This is a genomic window from Microbacterium sp. Y832, assembly GCF_057669765.1.
Genome location: NZ_JBYHFM010000002.1, coordinates 19,189 through 40,166, shown reverse-complemented (window position 1 = coordinate 40,166; position 20,978 = coordinate 19,189). Strand labels below are relative to the sequence as shown.

At 69.6% G+C, this 20,978-nt stretch carries 19 protein-coding genes; 12 read left to right on the top strand and 7 right to left on the bottom strand.

Features of this window, described 5'->3' with window-relative positions:
- The 3 genes from AC25YV_RS02900 to groL all read left to right on the top strand — a co-directional run bounded on the left by AC25YV_RS02900 (position 1) and on the right by groL (position 2,554).
- Positions 1-243, top strand: a complete 243-nt coding sequence (locus AC25YV_RS02900) for a DUF3263 domain-containing protein (protein WP_488122341.1) — start codon at positions 1-3, stop codon at positions 241-243.
- Between the two features lie 9 nt (positions 244-252).
- Positions 253-825, top strand: a complete 573-nt coding sequence (locus AC25YV_RS02895; RefSeq protein WP_488122340.1) for a LytR C-terminal domain-containing protein — start codon at positions 253-255, stop codon at positions 823-825.
- A gap of 109 nt (positions 826-934) precedes the next feature.
- On the top strand, positions 935-2,554 hold the full coding sequence (groL, locus tag AC25YV_RS02890; protein ID WP_488122339.1) for a chaperonin GroEL: 1,620 nt from the start codon (positions 935-937) through the stop codon (positions 2,552-2,554).
- A gap of 76 nt (positions 2,555-2,630) precedes the next feature.
- Here groL and AC25YV_RS02885 read toward each other — a convergent pair whose 3' ends face one another.
- From AC25YV_RS02885 to AC25YV_RS02860, 6 genes are all read right to left on the bottom strand, one after another.
- Positions 2,631-2,918 (bottom strand): WXG100 family type VII secretion target, encoded by a 288-nt coding sequence (locus AC25YV_RS02885; protein WP_488122338.1) that lies wholly within the window; start codon positions 2,916-2,918, stop codon positions 2,631-2,633.
- 135 nt (positions 2,919-3,053) lie between these two features.
- On the bottom strand, positions 3,054-4,778 hold the full coding sequence (locus tag AC25YV_RS02880) for a sensor histidine kinase (protein WP_488122337.1): 1,725 nt from the start codon (positions 4,776-4,778) through the stop codon (positions 3,054-3,056).
- A 26-nt stretch (positions 4,779-4,804) separates the two neighbouring features.
- A complete protein-coding gene (locus AC25YV_RS02875) occupies positions 4,805-5,497 on the bottom strand; it encodes a response regulator transcription factor (RefSeq protein ID WP_488122336.1) in 693 nt (230 codons plus the stop codon).
- Positions 5,498-5,584: 87 nt separating this feature from the next.
- Complete coding sequence (locus AC25YV_RS02870) at positions 5,585-7,225, bottom strand: DNA repair helicase XPB (RefSeq protein ID WP_488122335.1); 1,641 nt, start codon at positions 7,223-7,225, stop codon at positions 5,585-5,587.
- A gap of 45 nt (positions 7,226-7,270) precedes the next feature.
- Positions 7,271-8,962 (bottom strand): helicase-associated domain-containing protein, encoded by a 1,692-nt coding sequence (locus AC25YV_RS02865; RefSeq protein ID WP_488122334.1) that lies wholly within the window; start codon positions 8,960-8,962, stop codon positions 7,271-7,273.
- Entirely contained in the window at positions 8,963-9,238 is a 276-nt protein-coding gene (locus tag AC25YV_RS02860; protein ID WP_488122333.1) for a multidrug ABC transporter ATPase, read from the bottom strand.
- Between the two features lie 110 nt (positions 9,239-9,348).
- On the opposite strand from AC25YV_RS02860, the gene AC25YV_RS02855 reads away from it, so the two are divergent.
- Positions 9,349-9,732 (top strand): cold-shock protein, encoded by a 384-nt coding sequence (locus AC25YV_RS02855; protein WP_488122332.1) that lies wholly within the window; start codon positions 9,349-9,351, stop codon positions 9,730-9,732.
- On the top strand, positions 9,716-10,579 hold the full coding sequence (locus tag AC25YV_RS02850) for a DUF3027 domain-containing protein (RefSeq protein WP_488122331.1): 864 nt from the start codon (positions 9,716-9,718) through the stop codon (positions 10,577-10,579). Before AC25YV_RS02855 ends, AC25YV_RS02850 begins: the two co-directional genes overlap by 17 nt.
- Positions 10,580-10,618: 39 nt before the next feature.
- On the opposite strand, the gene serC is transcribed toward AC25YV_RS02850, so the two are convergent.
- Entirely contained in the window at positions 10,619-11,737 is a 1,119-nt protein-coding gene (gene serC, locus AC25YV_RS02845) for a phosphoserine transaminase (RefSeq protein WP_488122330.1), read from the bottom strand.
- Positions 11,738-11,827: 90 nt separating this feature from the next.
- Here serC and AC25YV_RS02840 point away from each other — a divergent pair, with 90 nt between their 5' ends.
- The 7 genes from AC25YV_RS02840 to AC25YV_RS02810 all read left to right on the top strand — a co-directional run bounded on the left by AC25YV_RS02840 (position 11,828) and on the right by AC25YV_RS02810 (position 20,960).
- A complete protein-coding gene (locus tag AC25YV_RS02840; protein ID WP_488122329.1) occupies positions 11,828-12,523 on the top strand; it encodes an iron-dependent transcriptional repressor DtxR in 696 nt (231 codons plus the stop codon).
- A 357-nt stretch (positions 12,524-12,880) separates the two neighbouring features.
- Complete coding sequence (locus tag AC25YV_RS02835) at positions 12,881-13,600, top strand: M23 family metallopeptidase (protein ID WP_488122328.1); 720 nt, start codon at positions 12,881-12,883, stop codon at positions 13,598-13,600.
- Between the two features lie 345 nt (positions 13,601-13,945).
- Positions 13,946-14,443 carry an HNH endonuclease gene (locus tag AC25YV_RS02830; protein ID WP_488122327.1) on the top strand — a complete coding sequence of 166 codons (498 nt, stop codon included), beginning with the start codon at positions 13,946-13,948 and terminating at the stop codon, positions 14,441-14,443.
- Positions 14,444-14,505: 62 nt separating this feature from the next.
- Positions 14,506-15,063 (top strand): cysteine hydrolase family protein, encoded by a 558-nt coding sequence (locus tag AC25YV_RS02825; RefSeq protein WP_488122326.1) that lies wholly within the window; start codon positions 14,506-14,508, stop codon positions 15,061-15,063.
- Between the two features lie 184 nt (positions 15,064-15,247).
- Positions 15,248-15,955 carry a hypothetical protein gene (locus tag AC25YV_RS02820; RefSeq protein ID WP_488122325.1) on the top strand — a complete coding sequence of 236 codons (708 nt, stop codon included), beginning with the start codon at positions 15,248-15,250 and terminating at the stop codon, positions 15,953-15,955.
- Complete coding sequence (locus AC25YV_RS02815) at positions 15,937-17,553, top strand: DNA polymerase Y family protein (protein ID WP_488122324.1); 1,617 nt, start codon at positions 15,937-15,939, stop codon at positions 17,551-17,553. The genes AC25YV_RS02820 and AC25YV_RS02815 overlap by 19 nt, the downstream gene beginning before the upstream one ends.
- Positions 17,553-20,960 carry an error-prone DNA polymerase gene (locus tag AC25YV_RS02810; protein ID WP_488122323.1) on the top strand — a complete coding sequence of 1,136 codons (3,408 nt, stop codon included), beginning with the start codon at positions 17,553-17,555 and terminating at the stop codon, positions 20,958-20,960. Before AC25YV_RS02815 ends, AC25YV_RS02810 begins: the two co-directional genes overlap by 1 nt.
- Positions 20,961-20,978 lie beyond the last annotated feature (18 nt).

Genomic DNA, 20,978 nt, shown 5'->3' with positions numbered 1-20,978 from the left:
GTGCCCCTCAGTGACCGCGATCGCGCCATCCTCGCTTTCGAGGCGGAGTGGCGTCGGCACGCGGGCGCCAAAGAAGAGGCGATCCGTGCCGATCTCGGTCTCTCGCCCGCACGGTACTACCAGCTGCTCGGCCGCCTGCTCGGCACGGCCGAGGCGCAGGCCCACGATCCGATGCTCGTGAAGCGGCTGAGGCGTCTGCGCGACGCGCGTGAGCAGGCGAGGCTTCAGCGCGCGGACGGGTAGTCTCGGGGAGTGCCGAAATCGACCTTCCCGCGGGATCGCTTCGATGAGATCCCGGCAGAAGTGGGCCGAGTAGGCGCCCATCGCGCCGAGAACCCCCGCATGCGCGGCTGGGTCGTGCTGCTGTGGGCGACGCTCGCGACGATCGTGCTCATCACCGTCGGAATCTTCGGCACGCTTCTGGCATCCGGCCGCGTCGAACTCTTTCCCGCACCGGCGCCGACACCCGAGCCGACCGTGCAGGTCGAACCCGTCATCGACACGACGTACACCGTCAACGTGCTCAACGCGACGCCCGAAGAGGGCCTCGCGACCCAGCTGAAAGACGTCGTGGTCGCCGCGGGCTGGCCCGCCGACAACGTCCTGGCCAGCGGCGCCGGCAGTGACGACTTCGCCGTGACGACCGTCTTCTATCTCGACGCCGCCGACGAAGCAGCCGCGCTGGGCCTGGCAGACGTCATCGGCGGGGCCGAGATCGAGCAGAGCGAGGCGTATCAGCTCGGCGACCCTGACACCCGCCAGCTCACGATCGTCGTCGGTCTCGACCGCACGTCGACCCCTCCTGAGCCCGCGCCGACCGACTGACGGGCATGCGGCTTGCACTCGCATAGGTCGAGTGCCAGAATGAGCGTTAGCACTCCGTACGTTTGAGTGCTAATTCCGCAAGCCCACGTCCGGGAGGGACGAGACACACATGGCAAAGATCATCGCTTTCGACGAAGAGGCCCGTCGTGGCCTCGAGCGCGGCCTCAACACGCTGGCTGACGCCGTCAAGGTGACGCTCGGCCCGCGCGGTCGCAACGTCGTACTCGAGAAGAAGTGGGGCGCTCCCACGATCACGAACGACGGCGTCTCGATCGCCAAGGAGATCGAGCTCGACGACCCGTACGAGAAGATCGGCGCAGAGCTGGTCAAGGAGGTCGCGAAGAAGACCGACGACGTCGCCGGTGACGGCACGACGACGGCTACCGTCCTCGCTCAGGCACTCGTGCGTGAGGGCCTGCGCAACGTCGCAGCCGGCGCCGACCCCATCAGCCTCAAGAAGGGCATCGAGAAGGCCGTCGCGGCCATCTCCGACGAACTGCTCGCTTCGGCCAAGGAGGTCGAGACGAAGGAGGAGATCGCTGCCACCGCATCGATCTCGGCTGCTGACGAAGAAATCGGCGCACTGATCGCCGAGGCCATCGACAAGGTCGGCAAGGAAGGCGTCGTCACGGTCGAGGAGTCGCAGACCTTCGGCACCGAGCTCGAGCTCACCGAGGGCATGCGCTTCGACAAGGGCTACATCAACCCCTACTTCGTCACGGACCCCGACCGCCAGGAGGCGGTCTTCGAGGACCCGTACATCCTCATCGCGAACCAGAAGATCTCGAACATCAAGGATCTTCTCCCCATCGTCGACAAGGTGATCCAGGACGGCAAGGAGCTCGTCATCATCGCCGAGGACGTCGAGGGTGAAGCTCTCGCGACGCTCGTTCTCAACAAGATCCGCGGCATCTTCAAGTCGGTCGCCGTCAAGGCTCCCGGCTTCGGTGACCGCCGCAAGGCCCAGCTGCAGGACATCGCGATCCTCACGGGTGGACAGGTCATCACGGAAGAGGTCGGCCTCAAGCTCGAGAACGCGACGCTGGACCTGCTCGGCCGTGCCCGCAAGGTCATCGTCACGAAGGACGAGACGACGATCATCGAGGGTGTCGGCGATGCCGAGCAGATCGAAGGTCGCGTGACCCAGATCCGTCGCGAGATCGAGAACACCGACAGCGACTACGACCGCGAGAAGCTCCAGGAGCGTCTCGCCAAGCTCGCCGGCGGCGTTGCCGTCATCAAGGCGGGTGCAGCGACCGAGGTCGAGCTGAAGGAGCGCAAGCACCGCATCGAAGACGCCGTTCGCAACGCGAAGGCCGCCGTCGAAGAGGGCATCGTCGCCGGTGGTGGCGTCGCGCTCATCCAGGCCGGCAGGAAGGTCCTCGCGGGCCTGCAGCTCTCGGGTGACGAGGCGACCGGTGCGAACATCGTTCGCGTCGCGATCGAGGCGCCGCTCAAGCAGATCGCGCTGAACGCCGGTCTCGAGCCCGGTGTCGTCGCGAACAAGGTGTCCGAGCTTCCCCCGGGTCACGGCCTCAACGCCGCGACCGGCGAGTACGGCGACATGTTCGCACAGGGCATCATCGACCCGGCCAAGGTCACGCGCTCGGCGCTGCAGAACGCTGCGTCGATCGCTGGACTGTTCCTGACCACCGAGGTCGTCGTCGCCGACAAGCCCGAGAAGGCTTCGGCGATGCCCGCCGACCCGACGGGTGGCATGGACTTCTGATCCCTCGGATCAGGATCGCAGCTCGATAGCTCATAGCGAAGGGCCTCTCCCCTGGGAGAGGCCCTTCGTCGTTCCCTCAGCGGAACAGGCTCATCGAGGCCTGTTCCGCATCGGCGTACTGGCGGCCCGCCGTCGCGAGGGCGGCGTTGAGGGCGGTGAGGGAGTCTTCGACGGTGCGCTGCGTCGCGCGCCACTGCTCGACGCTGGAGTGGAACGCGGCCGATGCCGCGCCCGTCCATGACCCCTGCAACTGGGTCAGCTGGCCCATGAGCGCGGCGACCTCGGCCTGCAGCCGGTCGATCGTGCCGCGTACGGCGGTCGTGGACGAGAGGACGGCGTCGCTGTCGACGGAGAAGACGGCCATGGGACCACCCTTCGGGACGGGGCGGCCCGATACCGCCCGCTCTGCCGCAACGCTAGGCGGCGGGTCCGCCGCCCCCTGGGCCTCGGGCGCGGAACCGTGAAAGAAGGGCCAGCGGGCCCGGATGGGGAGGAACCGTCAGCTATCGGTGTCGTCGGTGATGCTCTGCGGCATGCGGGGGATCGGCTGCGTTTCGAGGTGCAGATGCTCGGCGGCATCCCGCCCCTCGGCCAGGGGAAGCGAAACCCGGAACGTCGCGCCGCCGCCGGGGGTGTCGACGACCCCGACCGAGCCGTGCAGCGCCTCGACGATCGATGCGACGATCGACAGACCGAGGCCCGATCCGCCGGTCTCACGCGTGCGCGACGTGTCCGCTCGCCAGAAACGCTGGAAGATCTTGTCCTTGATCTGGTCGGGCACGCCTTCGCCGTGGTCGATGATCTCGACCCACCCCGTGGATGCGGCGGGGTCCACGCCGACCCGCAGTTCGATGGGGGAGTCCTCGGTCGTGAAGCGCCGGGCGTTGCCGAGCAGGTTCGTCACGACCTGCCGCACGCGGTTCTCATCGCCCATCACGATCGGCTCGGGATCGGCGCGGGTGCGGGTCGGCTGCGCGGCGACGGGGGCCGTGTCCGCCGGCGGTTCGCCCGGTGCCGACTTCGGCTTTCGCCGCAGCAGCGCGGCGATCGTCGAGGTCGGGGGGCGTTTGCGCTCGCTCTCGGCAGAGTCCTCGCGCGTCGTCACGAGCGGGCGCGGGGGCTCGTGGGCGGTCGTGTCGATCACCGTGACCCGGCGGCCCGGGGCCGTTGCGCGCAGGTCGAGGGCCGCATCCCGGGCGATCGGCCGGAGGTCGACGGGCTTGATCACGACGTCGCGCCGCTCGTCGAGGCGGGCGAGGGCCAGCAGATCCTCGACGAGCAGACCCATGCGCTTGGCCTCGCTCTCGATGCGGTTCATCGACTGAGCGATGTCCTCTTCGCTGCGGATCGCGCCCATCCGGTACAGCTCGGCGTAGCCGCGCACCGTCACGAGCGGCGTGCGCAGCTCGTGGCTCGCGTCGCCGATGAAGCGCCGCATCTGCCGTACGGTCGCGTCGCGCTGGGTGATCGCGGTGTCGACGCGGCCGAGCATCGCGTTGATGGCAGTCTTGAGCCGGCCGACCTCGGTGGTCGTCGGCTCGATGTCGGTCATACGCTGACCGAAGTCGCCGGCGGCGATCGCCATGGCGGTGGACTCGACCTGCCCGAGACTTCGGAACGCGAACGTCACGAGCAACCGCGTCGCGAACGCGCCCAGCACGAGCACGATGAGGGCGAGGATCGAGTAGATGCTGAGGAAGGTCGTGACGACCTGGTTGACGGGCGCCGTCGAGGCGGCGACGAGCTGCGGCACGAGCAGGCCCCCGGGCAGCTCGAGCGGTGCCACGCTCGCGCGGAACGTCGTCCGCGTCTCCTCATCGGTCAGGTCGAACGCCGTCGTGCCGTCGGCGTGGGCCTCAGGGAGCGAGTACGACGCAGGAAAGTCGGGCGCCGGATCGGTGCCGCCGGCCGAGACGATGAAGTCGCCCGACGCCTGATAGAGCGCGACGTGGTAGTCCGTGCGCGGGACGTCGTCCTTCTCGGTGGCGAAGACCATCCCGTCGGCCATCTGGATGTCGAACAGGCCCGTACCGATCTCGGTCGCCGCGACCTGCTGCACGGTGCTGTCGAGGTTGGCGATGAGCGCATTGCGCAGGAACACCGTCGCGCCCGTGCCCGTCGCGGTGAGCCCGAGGGCGAGCACCGTGACGGTCACACCGGTCACCTTGGCGCGCAGGCTCGTGCCGCGCCACCACCGGGTGACCGCGTCGGTCTGATGCGCCAAGCGGGTCCCCTCGAATCGGTCGTCGGTCAGGCGGGCTTGCCGGCCTTCAGCATGTAGCCGAAGCCGCGCTTGGTCTGGATGAGCGGCTCAGACGAGTGCGGATCGATCTTGCGACGCAGGTACGAGATGTAGCTCTCGACGATGCCCGCATCGCCGTTGAAGTCGTACTCCCACACGTGATCGAGGATCTGCGCCTTCGACAGCACGCGGTTGGGGTTGAGCATGAGGTAGCGCAGCAGCTTGAACTCGGTCGGGCTGAGGTCGATCGACACGTCGCCGACCTGCACGTCGTGCGTGTCCTGGTCCATCGTGAGCTCGCCGGCGCGGATGACCGACTCCTCGTCGGCCTGCATCGTGCGGCGCAGGATCGCCTGGATGCGCGCGACGATCTCGTCGAGGCTGAACGGCTTGGTGACGTAGTCGTCGCCCCCGGCGTTGAGACCGGCGATCTTGTCTTCGGTCTCGTCCTTCGCCGTGAGGAACAGGATCGGCGCCGTGTACCCCGCGCCCCGCAGGCGCTTGGTGACACTGAACCCGTTCATGTCGGGCAGCATGACGTCGAGGATGATCAGGTCGGGCTCCTCTTCCAGCACAGCCGAGATGGTCTGTGCTCCGTTCGAGACAGCCTTCACCTGATATCCGGCGAAGCGGAGGCTCGTGATGAGCAGGTCGCGGATGTTCGGTTCGTCGTCCACAACGAGGATGCGCGGTGCGGTCATAGGCCAATACTGGCACCGGAACCGATGCGGATGCTGAAAATCGGCGTGCGATCCGCTTTCCGGATGCATCCGGCGGGCCTGCAGTCGTTACGCGGCGATGCCGTCGGCATCCAGGATCGTGTACGTGTAGCCCTGTTCGGCGAGGAAGCGCTGGCGATTCTGGGCGAAGTCCTGGTCGACGGTGTCGCGGGCGATGAGTGTATAGAAGCTCGCCGTGTTCGCGGACTTCTTGGGACGCAGCAAGCGCCCGAGGCGCTGGGCCTCTTCTTGACGCGAGCCGAACGATCCCGACACCTGGATCGCGACGGATGCCTCGGGAAGGTCGATCGAGAAGTTCGCGACCTTCGACACGACGAGCACGTCGATCTCGCCTTCGCGAAACGCCTGATAGAGCTCTTCGCGCTCGTCGACCGGCGTCGCACCGGTGATCTGCGGCGCGCCGAGGGCTTCGGAGATCACGTCGATCTGGTCGAGGTACTGCCCGATCACGAGGATGCGCTCGCCCTTGTGGCGCTCGACGAGGCGGCGCACGACGTCGATCTTCGCGGGGGCGGTGGCCGCCAGGCGATAGCGCTCGTCGTCGGCTGCCGCGGCGTATTCGAGGCGTTCGTAGGCGGGAAGATCGACGCGCACTTCGTAGCAGATGGCGGGCGAGATGAAGCCCTGGGCCTCGATCTCCTTCCACGGTGCGTCGAAGCGCTTGGGGCCGATGAGGCTGAAGACATCGCCCTCGCGGCCGTCTTCGCGCACGAGGGTGGCGGTGAGGCCGAGGCGGCGGCGGGCCTGCAGGTCGGCGGTCAGCTTGAACACCGGTGCGGGCAGCAGGTGCACCTCGTCGTAGACGATGAGTCCCCAATCGAGGGCATCGAGCAGAGCGAGGTGCGCGTACTCGCCCTTCCGCTTCGCCGTGAGGATCTGGTAGGTCGCGATCGTGACGGGCTTGACCTCTTTGACCTGGCCCGAGTACTCGCCGATCTCCTCGGGGGTGAGCGACGTGCGCTTGATCAGCTCGTCGCGCCACTGGCGGGCGCTCACGGTGTTCGTCACGAGAATGAGCGTCGTCGTCTTCGTGTCGGCCATCGCCGCGGCTCCGACGAGCGTCTTGCCGGCGCCGCAGGGGAGCACGACGACGCCCGAGCCGCCCTCGGTGAAGATGTCGACGGCCTTGCGCTGGTAGGGGCGCAGCTTCCAGTCCGCTTCCTCGAGCTCGATCGGATGCGGCGTGCCCGGCGTGTAGCCGGCGAGGTCTTCGGCGGGCCAGCCGATCCTGAGCAGCTCCTGCTTGATGTGCCCGCGCGCCCACGCATCCACGAGGAACGTGTCGGGGGACGGGCGGCCGATGAGCAGCGGCTGGATGCGCTTGTTCTTGGACACCTCGGCCAGCACGGCGGCATCCGTCGACTTGAGCACGAGGTCGCCCTCGTCGGTGCGGTCGATGACGAGGCGCCCGTAGCGGTTCACCGTCTCGCGGATGTCGATCGACACCGACGGCGGCACGGGGAAGCGCGACCACCGGTCGAGGGTCGCCAGCATGTCTTCGGCGTCGTGGCCCGCGGCGCGCGCGTTCCACAGTCCGAGGCGCGTGACGCGGTACGTGTGGATGTGCTCGGGGGCGCGCTCGAGCTCGGCGAAGATCGCGAGCTCGTGGCGGGCGTTCTCAGCGTTGGGATGGGCTACTTCGAGCAGCACCGTCCGGTCGCTCTGCACGATAAGTGGGCCGTCAGACATAGCCGTCCAGTCTAGCGTTGCCCCGGGGTGGGGCGTCGCACGGGGTCAGAGGGGCCGGACGCCCACGATGTGCGAGACGGGCAGGGTGCGTTCGATGTCGGCGGCCCGGTCCAGGCCCCGCAGGCGGCCGCCGCCGAATCCCGAGGCCTCGAGGGCGAAGACGCGCTCCGACCCGTCGGGCAGACGCACCGTGACTTCGATCAGGCCCCGCAGGCGCACGGCCTGTTCGAGTTCGCGCACGAGCCACGCGGCGTCGGTGTCGCCCTCGTGCCGGTCGCGCAGCGTCTCGATGAGGCCGGCGTAGGAGGCGATGGCGCGAGGCGGTGCGGTCGCGAGCGTGGGCGCGCGCCGGTGCAGCCACTCGGGCGCGCCCGCTGCGTCGAGCGCGATGACGGGGTACCGCGCATCGGCGAGCGACCAGTAGACGGTGTCCCGCGCGACGCGCGAGGTCAGCACCGATCCCTCGGACACGACACCTAGCGCGCGCAGCGCCTGATCCACCGCGATGGCGTCGAGCATCGCCGCATCCGCACTCTCGATGAGCGTCTTGCCGACGCGGTCGTCACGGCGCACGCGCACGAGGCCGTGGCGTGCCGCGGTGCTCTCGAGCAGGTAGTCGAGAGGCTGCGGGATGCCGGTGAGCGAGAGCCCACCGAGGAACTCGCGGATCGATCGGCCGGTCTCGCCCTCGGTCATGCCCGCCGCGAGGGATTCGGCTGTGAAGCGGTACGTCGAGGCCTGCGCCCGCGACTCGCGCTGCGCGATGCGGCGCAGGCGAAGGTCGAGGGGCGGAGAGAGGGGGCCGGGGGCGATCGCCGTCAGATCGGCCTGCAGGTAGACCTTGTCGATCTCGGCGGGCAGCTGCGCCGCGAAGGCGGCGGTGTCGAGATCGTCTCCTGCGCGGAGCCGAGCGGTCCAGACGGGCTCGGCGCCGTCGGCGGTGAGACCCCAGCGGTGCGCGATGACGTGCAGGCTTCGCGCCCGGGCGATCCAGTCGTTGTCGAGCGGGTAGGCCTCGGCCCAGTCCCGGGGATCGACGATGCCTCGGGGGGTGCGCAGCCCCTCGGGCAGACGCGCGATGAGTCCGTGCACGATCGTGGCCCAGCGGTCGAGCGTCGAGGCCCCGAGCCACGCGTCGCCGGCATCGGTGACGACCCATTCCCGGTCGACCGCCACGATGAGGTCGGCCATCGCCGCCGACGTCACGAGATCGTCGAGCTCTTCGACCGAGTGGACGGCACCGGCCTCGATCAGCCGCCGCCGGTCGACGGCGCTCACGGCGCCGGCGATCGTGCGGGTGAGGGGGGCGTGCAGGCAGGCCAGGAGCACGTCGGCGAGGGCGCCCGAGGTGGCGAACGCGCGCTCTGCGGCGGCGGCCTCGCCGCCCGTCGGCGCCTCGGGGTGGAGTGCCGTGGGGCGGAAGGCCTCGGGGTGCGCCTGCGCGGCGGCGGCGAGGCGCGCCGCGACGACGGTGTAGGGGCGTCCGGTGTCGTCGCGCAGGGCGAGCCGGTCCGGCACCGGGGTGCCGTCACCGGCGGCAGCGGCGATGAGCGCGGTGCGCGGCAGGGTGGTCAACGCACGGTCGACGGATGCCGGTTCGAGCAGAGCCGCGGCGGCGTCGTAGAAGTCCTGCCACGGGGCATTCGGTGAGACGCCGCGAGCCGCGAAGGTCTGGGCGAGGGCAGCGTCATCGCGCCGTGCCAGCCACGTCGCAAGGCCCCGCTCGTCGGAGACCACTCAGGCTCCGCGGTTGGCGCGCGCCCTGCGTACGAAGCTCGAGATCAGGATGAACAGGATCATCGCGAACGCGAGGATCGGGCCGACCCACACGACGACCGTCACCAGGGGCCAGATGCCCGACGCGAAATCGGCCTGCTCGAGCCCCGTCGCCGTGGCGATCATGATCGAGAAGAAGCTGATGATCGACACCACCAGCAAGCACAGAGCAGCGAACGCCAGAAGGCTGTCGATACGACGCGCGGGGACGTCGTCGGCGGGGGGTCGCGTGCTCATCCGGTCCAGCCTACTCTCGTCCCGCGGTGCCGTAGGCTGGAGGGTGGAGTCTTGACGACTCCGGTTCCGCCCTGCCCGCGATTCGCGGGCCGTCTACCAGCGAGGTTCGCATGCCCACCGGCAAGGTCAGGTTCTACGACGAAGAGAAGGGGTTCGGCTTCATCACGACCGATGACGGCCAGGACGTCTTCCTGCACGCCACGGCGATGCCCGCGGGAACCACGACTCTCAAGGCCGGCACGCGCCTCGAGTTCGGTGTGGCCGACGGCAAACGCGGACTGCAGGCGCTCTCGGTGCGCGTGCTCGAGGCTCCCGTGAGTCTCGCCAAGCGCTCGCGCAAGCCGGCTGACGACATGGCGATCATCGTCGAAGACCTCGTCAAGCTGCTCGATGACATCGGCGGCGACCTGCGTCGCGGCCGCTACCCGAGCGGGTCGCACGCTAAGAAGGTCGCCGCGGTGCTGCGCAAGGTGGCTGATGAACTCGACGCCTGAGCCTGACTCCGGCTCCGAGACCGATGCCGCGGCCGACGTGACACCGGATGCCGTGCTGCTCGAGTCGCACGACCTCGCGCTCGCCGCGCTCAAAGAGATCACGCCCGAGTCGACGATCGGCCCGCCCGCCGGTCACCGCGTCGAGGCCGACGGCGTCGTCTCGCTGCGGTTCCAGAACCGCCTGTCCGGGTACCCCGGCTGGTACTGGACCGTGAGCCTCGCCCGCGTCGACGGTGAAGAGCCGACCGTCCTCGAGGCCGAACTGCTGCCCGGCGACGGCGCGCTGCTCGCCCCCGAGTGGGTGCCGTGGGACGAACGCCTCGCCGATTACCAGGCCGCGCAGGCCGCTGCGGCTGAGAGCGAGTCTGATTCCGCAGCCGAGTCCGGCTCTGAGTCCGATGACGACGAGGACGACGACGACATCGATGACGACGTCGATGATCTCGACGACCTGGATGCCGCGGACTTCGACGAAGACGGATCCTCGATCCTGCACGCGGGTGATGTCGACGGCGTCGACATCGACGAACTCGATGACTCGGGTGACGACGACGATGACGACGATGACTCGGACGACGACGAGGACGACTCGGACGAGGACTCCGATGACGACGACTCTGACGACGAGGACGAGGACGAGGACGAGGACGACTCCGACGAGGACGATTCGGATGACGACGACTCCGACGACGACGACGACGAGTCTGACGACGACGACTCCGACGACGACGAGTCTGACGACGACGACTCCGACGAGGACGATTCGGACGAAGACGACGATTCGGACGAAGACGACGATTCGGACGACGACGACGACGACGAAGACGAAGACGGCTCCGACGACTGAGACCGGCTCGCGAGGAGCCGGCTCAGCCCAGCCCGAGGGCTAGGCGGTCAAGGAGTAGACGACCGCTTCGATGCAGCGGATGAGCTGGCGCACGTCGTCGGGCTCGATCGAGACGAAGGTCGCGACGCGCAGCTGATTGCGGCCGAGCTTGCGGTAGGGCTCCGTGTCGACGATGCCGTTGGCGCGCAGGATCTTCGCCACCGCGGCGGCATCGACCGAATCGTCGAAGTCGATCGTGGCGACGACGGGGGAGCGGTCGGCCGGGTCGGCGACGAACGGCGTCGCGTACGCCGACGCTTCGGCCCACGCGTAGAGGGCATCCGACGACTCGCGGGTGCGTGCATCCGCCCACTGCAGTCCACCGTTGTCGCGGATCCACCCCAGCTGGTCATCGAGCAGCAGCAGCGTCGCGAGCGCGGGGGTGTTCAGGGTCTGGTTGAGTCGGGAGTTGTCGAGGGCGTTCTTCAGGCTGAGGAACTCGGGGATGTACCGGCCGGATGCCGCGATCCGCTCGATGCGCTCGATCGCTGCCGGCGAGACGAGAGCGAACCACAGGCCGCCGTCCGAGCCGAGGTTCTTCTGCGGGGCGAAGTAGTAGACGTCGGCCTCGTGCACCGAGAAGTCGATGCCGCCGGCGGCGCTCGTCGCATCGATGACGGTCAGGGCGCCCGCGTCGCCGTGCACGCGCTCGACGGGCGCAGCGACGCCGGTCGAGGTCTCGTTGTGCGGCCACGCGTAGACATCGACGCCCTCGACGGCCTCAGCGCTCGTGCGGCTGCCCGGCTCGGCCTTGCGCACGTCGGGCGCCTCGAGCCACGGTGCGGCGGCCGCCTTGGCGAACTTTCCGCCGAACTCGCCGAACACGAGGTTCTGCGACCGGCGCTCGATGAGACCGAAGGCTGCGGCATCCCAGAAGGCGGTGGATCCGCCGTTGCCGAGGATCACTTCGTAGTCGTTGGGCAGGCGGAAGATCTCGCCGATGAGGGCGCGAACGCTGCCGACGAGGTCTTTGACCGGAGCCTGCCGGTGCGACGTGCCGAGCACGGTGGCGCCGCGGCCGGTGAGCACCTCGAGCTGGGCGGTGCGGATCTTCGATGGGCCGCACCCGAAGCGTCCGTCGGAGGGCAGGATCTCGCGGGGCAGCAGCACGTGGGACATGCGTCGAGTCTAGGGATTCCCGCGACCGTCCCTGTGCCGGTGGCGCGGGATAGGCTGGCCTTACCTGTTCATCGTTACGAGGGCGCCCGCATGACTGATCTCATTGACACCACCGAGATGTACCTGCGCACGATCCTCGAACTCGAAGAAGAGAAGATCCAGCCGCTGCGCGCTCGGATCTCGGAGCGCCTCGGCCACTCGGGTCCGACGGTGTCGCAGACCGTCGGGCGCATGGAGCGCGACGGACTCGTCGTCGTCGCCGAAGACCGCACCCTCGAACTCACCGACGAAGGCCGGCAGAAGGCCGTCGACGTCATGCGCAAGCACCGGCTCGCCGAGCGGCTGCTCTCCGACGTCATCGGGCTCGACTGGGCCTACGTGCACGACGAGGCCTGCCGCTGGGAGCACGTCATGAGCGAGCAGGTCGAGCGGCGGCTCATCGAACTGCTCGGGCACCCGACCGAATCGCCCTACGGCAACCCCATCCCCGGGCTCGATCAGCTCGGCGACGTGCTGGCCGTCGAGTTCGAGCACGACGTCGTGGGTCTCGTCGCGCGCATGAACGAGGCGGGCGAGCCGATCCGCGGCACGGTGCGCCGGCTCGCCGAGCCCGCGCAGGTCGATCCCGAACTGCTGCGGCAGCTCAAGTCCGCCGGCGTTCTGCCGGGCGCGACGGGCGATTTCCGGTACAACGAGGGCTACGTGCTCGTGCAGATGGACGGCAACGACGAGGCGCTCGAGCTGCCCATCGAGATCGCCTCGCACATCTTTCTGCTCGACGCCTAGCAGGCAAGCCCAGGATTCTGCCAGGTGCGCAACGTGACAGATTCGTTACAGTCCGGTAGCCTCAAACAGTCCACAGGTGAGAAGCCCGCCGTAGGACCCCACGCGGATTGCCTCATCGGCTCGTCGTTTGCGTGGTGAAACCCGCACATCGTGCCCCGACATCGAGTGTTGACGAGCCAGCGCCCCGGCGCAGAGGCGCCGGAGGACAGCTTGGCTGAAGAGTACGATCAGACCGCGATCGAGTCGCAAGACACTGCGGTCAACCCCGCGCGACCCACTGGGCCGCGCACCTGGATCACGAAGCGCCCGACGAAGACGCGCCCGCCCCGACCGGCCTCAGTACGCCGGCACGGGCCATTGCGCAGCCTCGTCATCCTGTCGATGGTCGGAGGACTCGTCGCGACCGTGGCGATCCCTGCCTACGCCGCCAGTACGCGCCTCCCGATCGAGAGCAGCCAGACGCTGCAGCAGATGTCTGCCGTCGATGCGCAGTCGCTCGTCGTGGCCTCGGATGCCTCGGGCACCGAGCTCGCCCGCGACAGCTATTCGGCGACGACCGAAGACGAGATCAACAAGAAGAAGGCCGCTGAAGCCGCCGCCGCGCGTGCGCGCGCGCAGGCTGCCGCCGCGGCGTCGAGCGTCTCGTCGGTGCCGGTCAACATCAACCTCGTCTCGCCTGGCGCGGGCGAAGTGCGCTGGCCGATCCTGAACTTCACGAAGGGCCGCGGAATCGGCGACTCCGGCTACCACCAGGGTGTCGACCTGCTCGCTCCCGGCGGCACGCCGCTGTACGCCGCGGCATCCGGCGTCGTGCGCATCGCGCAAGAGGCGTACGGCGGATACGGCGTCGCCGTCGTCATCGACCACGTCGTCGGCGGCCAGCGCGTATCGACCCTGTACGGCCACATGACCTACGGCAGCCGCACGGTGTCCGCCGGCCAGACGGTCGAGGCGGGTCAGCTGATCGGCCTCGTCGGCTCGACCGGCAGCTCGACGGCTAACCACCTGCACTTCGAGGTGCGTGTCAACAACGGCCTCGTCGACCCGTGGGCCTGGCTCGTCGCCAACGCGGGCTGAGGCGCGCACCGCGGGTGATCGCATCCGCCGCCGTTCCATCGACTCCCCGTCGACACGACACCTCGGGTTCACCCTCAACCGGCCGCTGTGTCGGTGAGGTGGGTTAGCCTGATCCCCGACGCTGAGAGAAGCGGAGGGAGCCCATGGGCAGCATTCCTCGCATCCCCACCATGGATGCGCTAGGTCGCCTCGCCTTGCGGCATTGCACGAACGGATGCCACGGTCCCACCGTGGCGCCCAGGCGCTGTCTGTAATCGACAGCGCCTTTTTCGTACCCCGACGTCGAACTCATCGTCGCAACCGAACAACCCGAGAAGCCGTCTCGGACGTTCGAGAGGATGAGCAATGCGCACACTGGTGCTGAACGCGGGCTACGAGCCGCTCGCCGTCGTGTCGTTCAAGCGGGCCATCGTGCTCGTGCTGAACGAGAAGGCGACGGTCATCGAACTTGTCGAGGATGACCCTGTCTGGGGCGCACGCGGGGTCTATGACAGACCCGCGGTCATCCTGCTGACGCGGTACGTGCAGATGCCCGGAGCCCGGCGCGTTCCGGTGACACGGCGCGGGGTGCTGCGGCGCGACAACCACCGCTGTGCCTACTGCGGCACACCGGCCTCGACGATCGACCACGTGCTGCCGCGGTCGCGGGGTGGCGCCGATTCGTGGGAGAACCTCGTCGCGTGCTGTCTGCGCTGCAACAACATCAAGGGCGATCGCACGCCGCAGGAGATGCGGTGGGAGCTGCGACTGACCCCCGCCGTCCCGCGCGGCGGGCAGTGGACGGTGCGCGGCACCGACCGCGCCGACCCTCGTTGGGAGCCCTACCTCGCCCTCGCGGCCTGACGCCCTCGCGGTCTGGCGGCCGGGGGATGCCACAGGGCACGGCGGCGTGATGGGATGGGCGCATGACCCGAGCTCTCATCGTGATCGACATGCAGCGTGCCTTCGACGACCTCGACTTCTGGGGTGCGACGACCAACCCCGCGTGCGAGGCCAACGTCGCGGCGCTCATCACGGCGTGGACCGCCGCGGGCGACCCGATCGTCGTCGTGCGACACGACTCCACGTCGTCCGGATCGCCGCTGGCTCCGGGGCATCCCGGCAACGCGCTCGTCGACGTCGTCGACGCCGTCGACCCCGCGCTTTTCGTCACGAAGAACGTCAACTCTGCGTTCTACGGCGACCCTGATCTGCACGCCTGGTTGCAGGAGCAGGGCATCACGCAGCTCGTGCTGTGCGGCATCCAGACGAATATGTGCGTCGAGACGACGGCGCGCATGGCGGGCAACCTCGGCTACGACGTCACGGTCGCCCTCGATGCGACGCGCACGTTCGACCTGACGGGCGAGATCGCCGGCGTCGGGGTCGTCACGCGCACAGCCGACGAGCTCATGGCCTCGACGGCGCTCGTGCTGCAAGAGGGCGGCTTCGCCCGCATCGCGTCGACCGCGTCACTCGTCTGAAGGGTGGGGCCGGCGGGGTTCGTTTGCCCCTTTCTGTCGTTCGATGAGGTCGATGCGCGCAATGTGAGGCAAACGAACGAGGGAGAGTTCGCGCGCGCAGAGTCTCGAACATAACTGTCGGAAGTGCGGGGTACGGTCAGTCCACCGGATTGAAGTACTAGAACATGTGTTCTAGCCTGGTGGAATGAGGGGGATCGTGGCCGCGCAACCAGATGAGCTGGCACGACTGCGCGCTCAAGTCGAGCGGATGCAGGGGCGCAAACTCGACGCGCCCGTGCTGCCGGTGCTTCCCGCGCTGGCCGACCTCCTTCCCGGTGGGGGCCTGCGTCCCGGCAGCGCCTACTCGCTCCCGCACTCGACGTCGCTGCTGCTCGCGCTCCTCGCGCGCGCTTCGCAAGACGGCTCGTGGTGCGCAGTGATCGGCATGCCGCGCCTCGGCGCCGAAGCAGCCGAGTCGATGGGCGTCGACCTCTCCCGTCTCGTGCTCGTGCCCGACCCGGGCCGGCGCTGGCTCGCTGTCGCCGCGACGGTCGCCGACGTGCTGCCCGTCGTCGCCGTGCGTCCCGCGGGTCGCGCGCCCGACGGCGAGGTCGCCCGGCTCGCGGGCCGCCTGCGCGACCGCGGTGCCGTGCTGCTCGTGCAAGGACCCTGGCCGCAGGCCGAAGCCGTGCTCGAGCTCGGCGAGGCCGCCTGGACGGGGGTCGGCCGCGGTCACGGCTACCTCGCCGAACGCACCGTGACCGTCACCTCGGCGAGCCGCCGCTGGCCCGTCGCCCGCAAGGGGCGCATGCTGCTTCCGGATGCCGCGGGCCACGCCACCGCCGCTCCCACACGGCTCACCCGGGTCGAGCACGACACCGAACGCCCCGCGGCATGGTCGAAGGCAGGGTGACCGTGCGCACCCTCGTGCTCTGGTTCCCCGATTGGCCCGTCACCGCCCTGGCCCGGGTCGACCCCTCGGCGGGCTCTGGGGAGGGGTCGCCGGCCGAAGGGCCGCCCGCCCGCCCCATCGCCATCGTCCACGCCAACCGCGTCGTCGCGTGCTCGGCCTCGGCCCGCGCCGAGGGCGTGCGGCGGGGGCAGCGTCGCCGCGACGCGCAGTCCCGGTGCCCGTCGCTCGAGATCGTCGCGGCCGACCCGGCCCGCGATCAGCGCGCGTTCGCCCCGGTCATCGCGGGCATCGAAGAGCGCGCCCCCGGAGTCCAGCTCGTGCGCCCCGGCCTCTGCGCCCTCGCCGCCAAGGGTCCCGCCCGCTACTACGGCGGCGAAGTCGAAGCGGCGCGCGTGCTCGTCACTGCCCTCGGCGAGCTCGGCATCCGCGACGTGCGCGCGGGCATCGCCGACGGACCCTTCACCGCCGAGCAGGCTGCGATGGCGGCATCCACTCGGGCAGAGCCCGTCTTCACGGTGCCCGCCGGGGGAGCGGCCGGCTTTCTCGCTCCGCTTCCCATCACGGCGCTCGACCAGACCACCCACAGCACCGCGACCCGCGCCACCCAGCCCGACGACCTCATCAGCCTGCTCACGCGCCTGGGCATCCACACGCTCGGCGCGTTCGCGGCTATGCCCGACGAGCGCGTGCGCGAGAGGTTCGGGCCCCGTGGCATGCGTCTGCACGCGCTCGCGGGCGGGCGCGACTCGCAGCCCGTCGAGCCGCGCACACCGCCGCCCGAGCTGCACCGCGAGGTCGCGTTCGAGCCGCCGGTCGAGATCGCCGAGCAGGTCGCGTTCGGCATGCGCATCGCCGCCGACGAGTTCATCGCGGGGCTCGGGGCGCTCGATCTCGTCTGCACCGAACTGCGCGTCGAGCTCGTCGGCGATCGGGGTGAGCGCAGTGAGCGGGTGTGGTTGCATCCGGCGTCGTTCGATGCCTCCGCCGTCGTCGACCGGGTGCGCTGGCAGCTGGGTGAGGACTCCGAGGCGCTGCGCAGCGGCGTCACGCTCGTGCGGATCGCTCCCGAGGCGGTGGATGCCGCGGCGCATCACCGCCCCGCGATCTTCGGCTCGGGCCCCGAAGAGCACGTGCACCACGCTCTCTCGCGCGTGCAGGCGATGCTCGGCCACCGGGCCGTCGCGACGCCCGCGATCGGCGGCGGACGCTGGCTCGCCGAGCGGCAGGTGCTCGTGCCGTGGGGTGACCGCGCCGTGCTCGAGAAAGAGCGCGCGCGGCCCTGGCCGGGGAGCCTTCCCGACCCGCTGCCCACGACGGTGTTCACCGAACAGCCCACGGTCGAGGTGACGACGCTCGGCGGATACGCCGTCGAGGTCGACGACCGGGGCACCCTCTCGGCGCCGCCGGGCGTGCTCGTCGAGGGCGGCAGGCGCCGCGCGATCGAGAGCTGGGCGGGGCCGTGGCCCGTCATCGAGCGGGGGTGGGATGCCGCCCGGTCGCGCCGCGCCCACCGGTTCCAGGTCGTCGACGCCGACGGAGCCGCGTGGCTGCTCGTCTGTGAGGGCGGCGCGTGGACGGCCGAGGGGGTGTACGACTGATGGGCTTCAACAATCCGGCGGTGTCGTGGTCTGACCTCGAGCGCGTGCTGAGCGACCGGCGTCGCCCCGACAGCACGCCCGCGGGGGCCGACGGCGGTGACAGTCCCGCCTGGTCGCGCAAGCGCGGGCCGTACGTGCCGCCGCCGATCGACCGCCCCGCCGACGTCGTGCCGTACGCCGAGCTGCACGCGCACTCGTCGTATTCGTTCCTCGACGGTGCCTCTTCTCCCGAAGAGCTCGCCGAAGAGGCCGAACGGCTCGGCCTGCACGCGCTCGCCGTCACCGACCACGACGGCTTCTACGGCATCGTGCGGTTCGCCGAAGCCGCCGAGACCCGGCAGCTGGCGACCGTTTTCGGCGCCGAGCTGTCGCTGGATCTGCCCGCTCCGCAGGCGGGCCAGCCCGATCCGGTCGGCGAGCATCTGCTCGTGCTCGCGCGCGGCGAAGAGGGGTATCACCGGCTCGCCGGTGCCCTCACCCACGCCCAGTTGCGGGGCGCCGAGAAAGGGCGGCCGCAGTACGACCTCGACGAGCTGTCGGCGCAGCTGTCGGGGCATGCGGCCGTGTTGACCGGATGCCGCAAGGGCAGTGTGCGCCGCGCGCTCGGGGCATCCGGAGCCGAGGCCGCCGCGGGCGAGCTCGACCGTCTCGTGCACCTGTTCGGCCGCGACGGGGTCTATGTCGAGCTGATCGACCACGGCAGCCCGACCGATACCCGCGACAACGACGTGCTCGCCGGCCTCGCCCGCGAGAAGGGGCTGCCGACCCTCGCGACCAACAACGTGCACTACGCCGTGCCGCAGCGTCAGCTGCTGGCCGCCGCGGTCGCGGCCGTCCGCGCCAACCGGGGTCTCGACGAGCTCGACGGATGGCTGCCCGCGCACGCCGGAGCGCACCTGCGCTCGGGGGCCGAGATGGTCGAGCGGTTCGCGCGGCATCCCGATGCCGTCGCCCGCACGGTGCCGCTCGCCGATGAGCTGGCGTTCCCGCTGCGGCGCGCGAAACCCGCGCTGCCGAAGCAGAAGGTGCCCGAGGGGCACACGCCGATGTCGTGGCTGCGGCATCTCGTGTGGCAGGCGGTACCGCGCAAGTATCCCGACCTGTCCGACGAGAACCGCGCCCGCATCGAGAAAGAGCTCGGCGTCATCGAGATGAAGGACTTCCCGGGCTATTTCCTGATCGTGCACGGCATCGTGCAAGAGGCTCGGCGCCGCGGCATCCTGTGTCAAGGCCGGGGGTCGGCGGCCAACAGCGCCATCTGCTATCTGCTCGACATCACCGCCGTCGACGCGATCGCCTTCGACCTGCCGTTCGAGAGGTTCCTGTCGTCGTTGCGCGATGAAGAGCCCGACATCGACGTCGATTTCGACTCCGACCGGCGTGAAGAGATCATCCAGTGGGTGTATCAGCAGTACGGGCGCGAGCGGGCGGCGCAGGTGGCGAATGTCATCCAGTACCGGCCGAAGAACGCGATCCGCGACATGGCCAAGGCGCTCGGGCATTCGCCCGGGCAGCAGGATGCCTGGTCGAAGCAGGTCGAGCGGTGGGGCGGGGCGATCGAGAGCGGCCCGGGCCATGACATCCCCGATCAGGTGCTCGAGTTCGCCGGCGAGCTGCTCAAGGCGCCGCGGCACCTCGGCATCCACTCCGGGGGGATGGTGCTCACCGACCGGCCCGTGGGTGAGGTGGTGCCGATCGAGCATGCCCGCATGGAGGGGCGCACGGTCATCCAGTGGGACAAAGACGACGCCGCCTGGATGGGCCTGGTGAAGTTCGACCTGCTGGGGCTCGGGATGCTCGCCGCACTGCAGTACTGCTTCGATATGATCCGTGCGACGACCGGCGAGGAGTGGGAGCTGTCGACGCTGCCGAAAGAAGAGAAGGCGGTCTACGACATGCTGTGCCGGGCGGATTCGATCGGGGTGTTCCAGGTCGAGTCCCGCGCGCAGATGGGGCTGCTGCCGAGGCTGCAGCCGCGGCGGTACTACGACCTCGTCATCGAGATCGCTCTGATCCGCCCTGGGCCGATCCAGGGCGGGGCGGTGCACCCGTATGTGCGGCGCAAGTTGGGGCGCGAAGAGGTCACATACGCGCATCCGAAGCTGAAGCCCGTTCTCGAGCGCACGCTCGGGGTGCCGGTCTTTCAAGAGCAGCTCATGCAGATGGCGGTCGCGATCGGTGAGGTGAGCGGTGAGGATGCCGACCTCTTGCGCCGCGCGATGGGCTCGAAGCGCGGCGTCGAACGCATCGATTCGCTCAAGACCAAGCTCTACGAGGGGATGGCCCGCAACGGCCTGGTGGGCGAAGAGGCCGACGCGATCTACGCGAAGATCCAGGCGTTCGCGAACTTCGGGTTCGCCGAGTCGCACTCGCTGTCGTTCGGGCTGCTCGTCTATGCCAGCTCGTGGATCAAGCTGCACTATCCGGCGGCGTTCCTCGCGGGGTTGCTGCGCGCGCAGCCGATGGGCTTCTATTCGCCCGCGACGCTCGTCGCCGACGCGCGCCGCCACGGCGTCGAGGTGCGCCGCCCCGACCTGCACGCTTCGCTCGTCGATGCCGCGCTCGAACCGCAGGAGTCCGCCGGTGATCGAGTGGCCGGTCCCACCGGCCTTCCCGCCTGCACGCACCGCCACCAACCTCCGACCGGCGACTTCGACCCCACCGCCCCCGACGAGTCCGCTGCCCACCGCCGCGACGGCGCCTCTGTCGTGCGTCTGGGCCTGGCCGCGATCAAGGGCATCGGCAAGAACGTGGCCACCCGCATCGTGACAGAGCGCGACGCCGCCGGCCCCTACCGTGACCAGCGCGACCTCGTCCGGCGCACGGGCCTCACGACCGCCCAGGTCGAGGCTCTCGCGACGGCGGGAGCCTTCGACTGCTTCGGCCTCACGCGCCGCGAGGCGACCTGGCTCGCCGGTTCGGCGGCGCAGGACCGCGCCGAGTTCCTGCCCGACTCGCTCGCCTTCGTGCAGCCGCCGCTCTTCACCGACCCGTCGAGCTATGACGTGCTCGCCGCCGACCTGTGGGCGACGGGCGTCTCGGTCGACGATCATCCGCTCACGCACTACCGCTCCGGCCTCGATGCGCGCGGCGTGCTCACGTCGCGCGAGCTGCGCACGCACGAGCCCGACCGCCGTGTCGAGGTGGCCGGGCTCGTCACCCACCGGCAGCGTCCGGCGACGGCATCCGGAATCACCTTCCTCAACCTCGAAGACGAACACGGCATCGTCAACGTCATCTGCTCGGTGGGGATGTGGAACCGCTATCGCCGGGTCGTGCGCGATGCGCCGGCGCTCATCGTGCGGGGCATGCTCGAGCGGTCGGTCGAGGGGGTGACGAATCTCGTCGCCGACCGATTCGAAGACCTTCGCGTCGGCGTCCACCACGCCTCGAGGGACTTCCGGTGATCCGCGGGATGCTCCGCG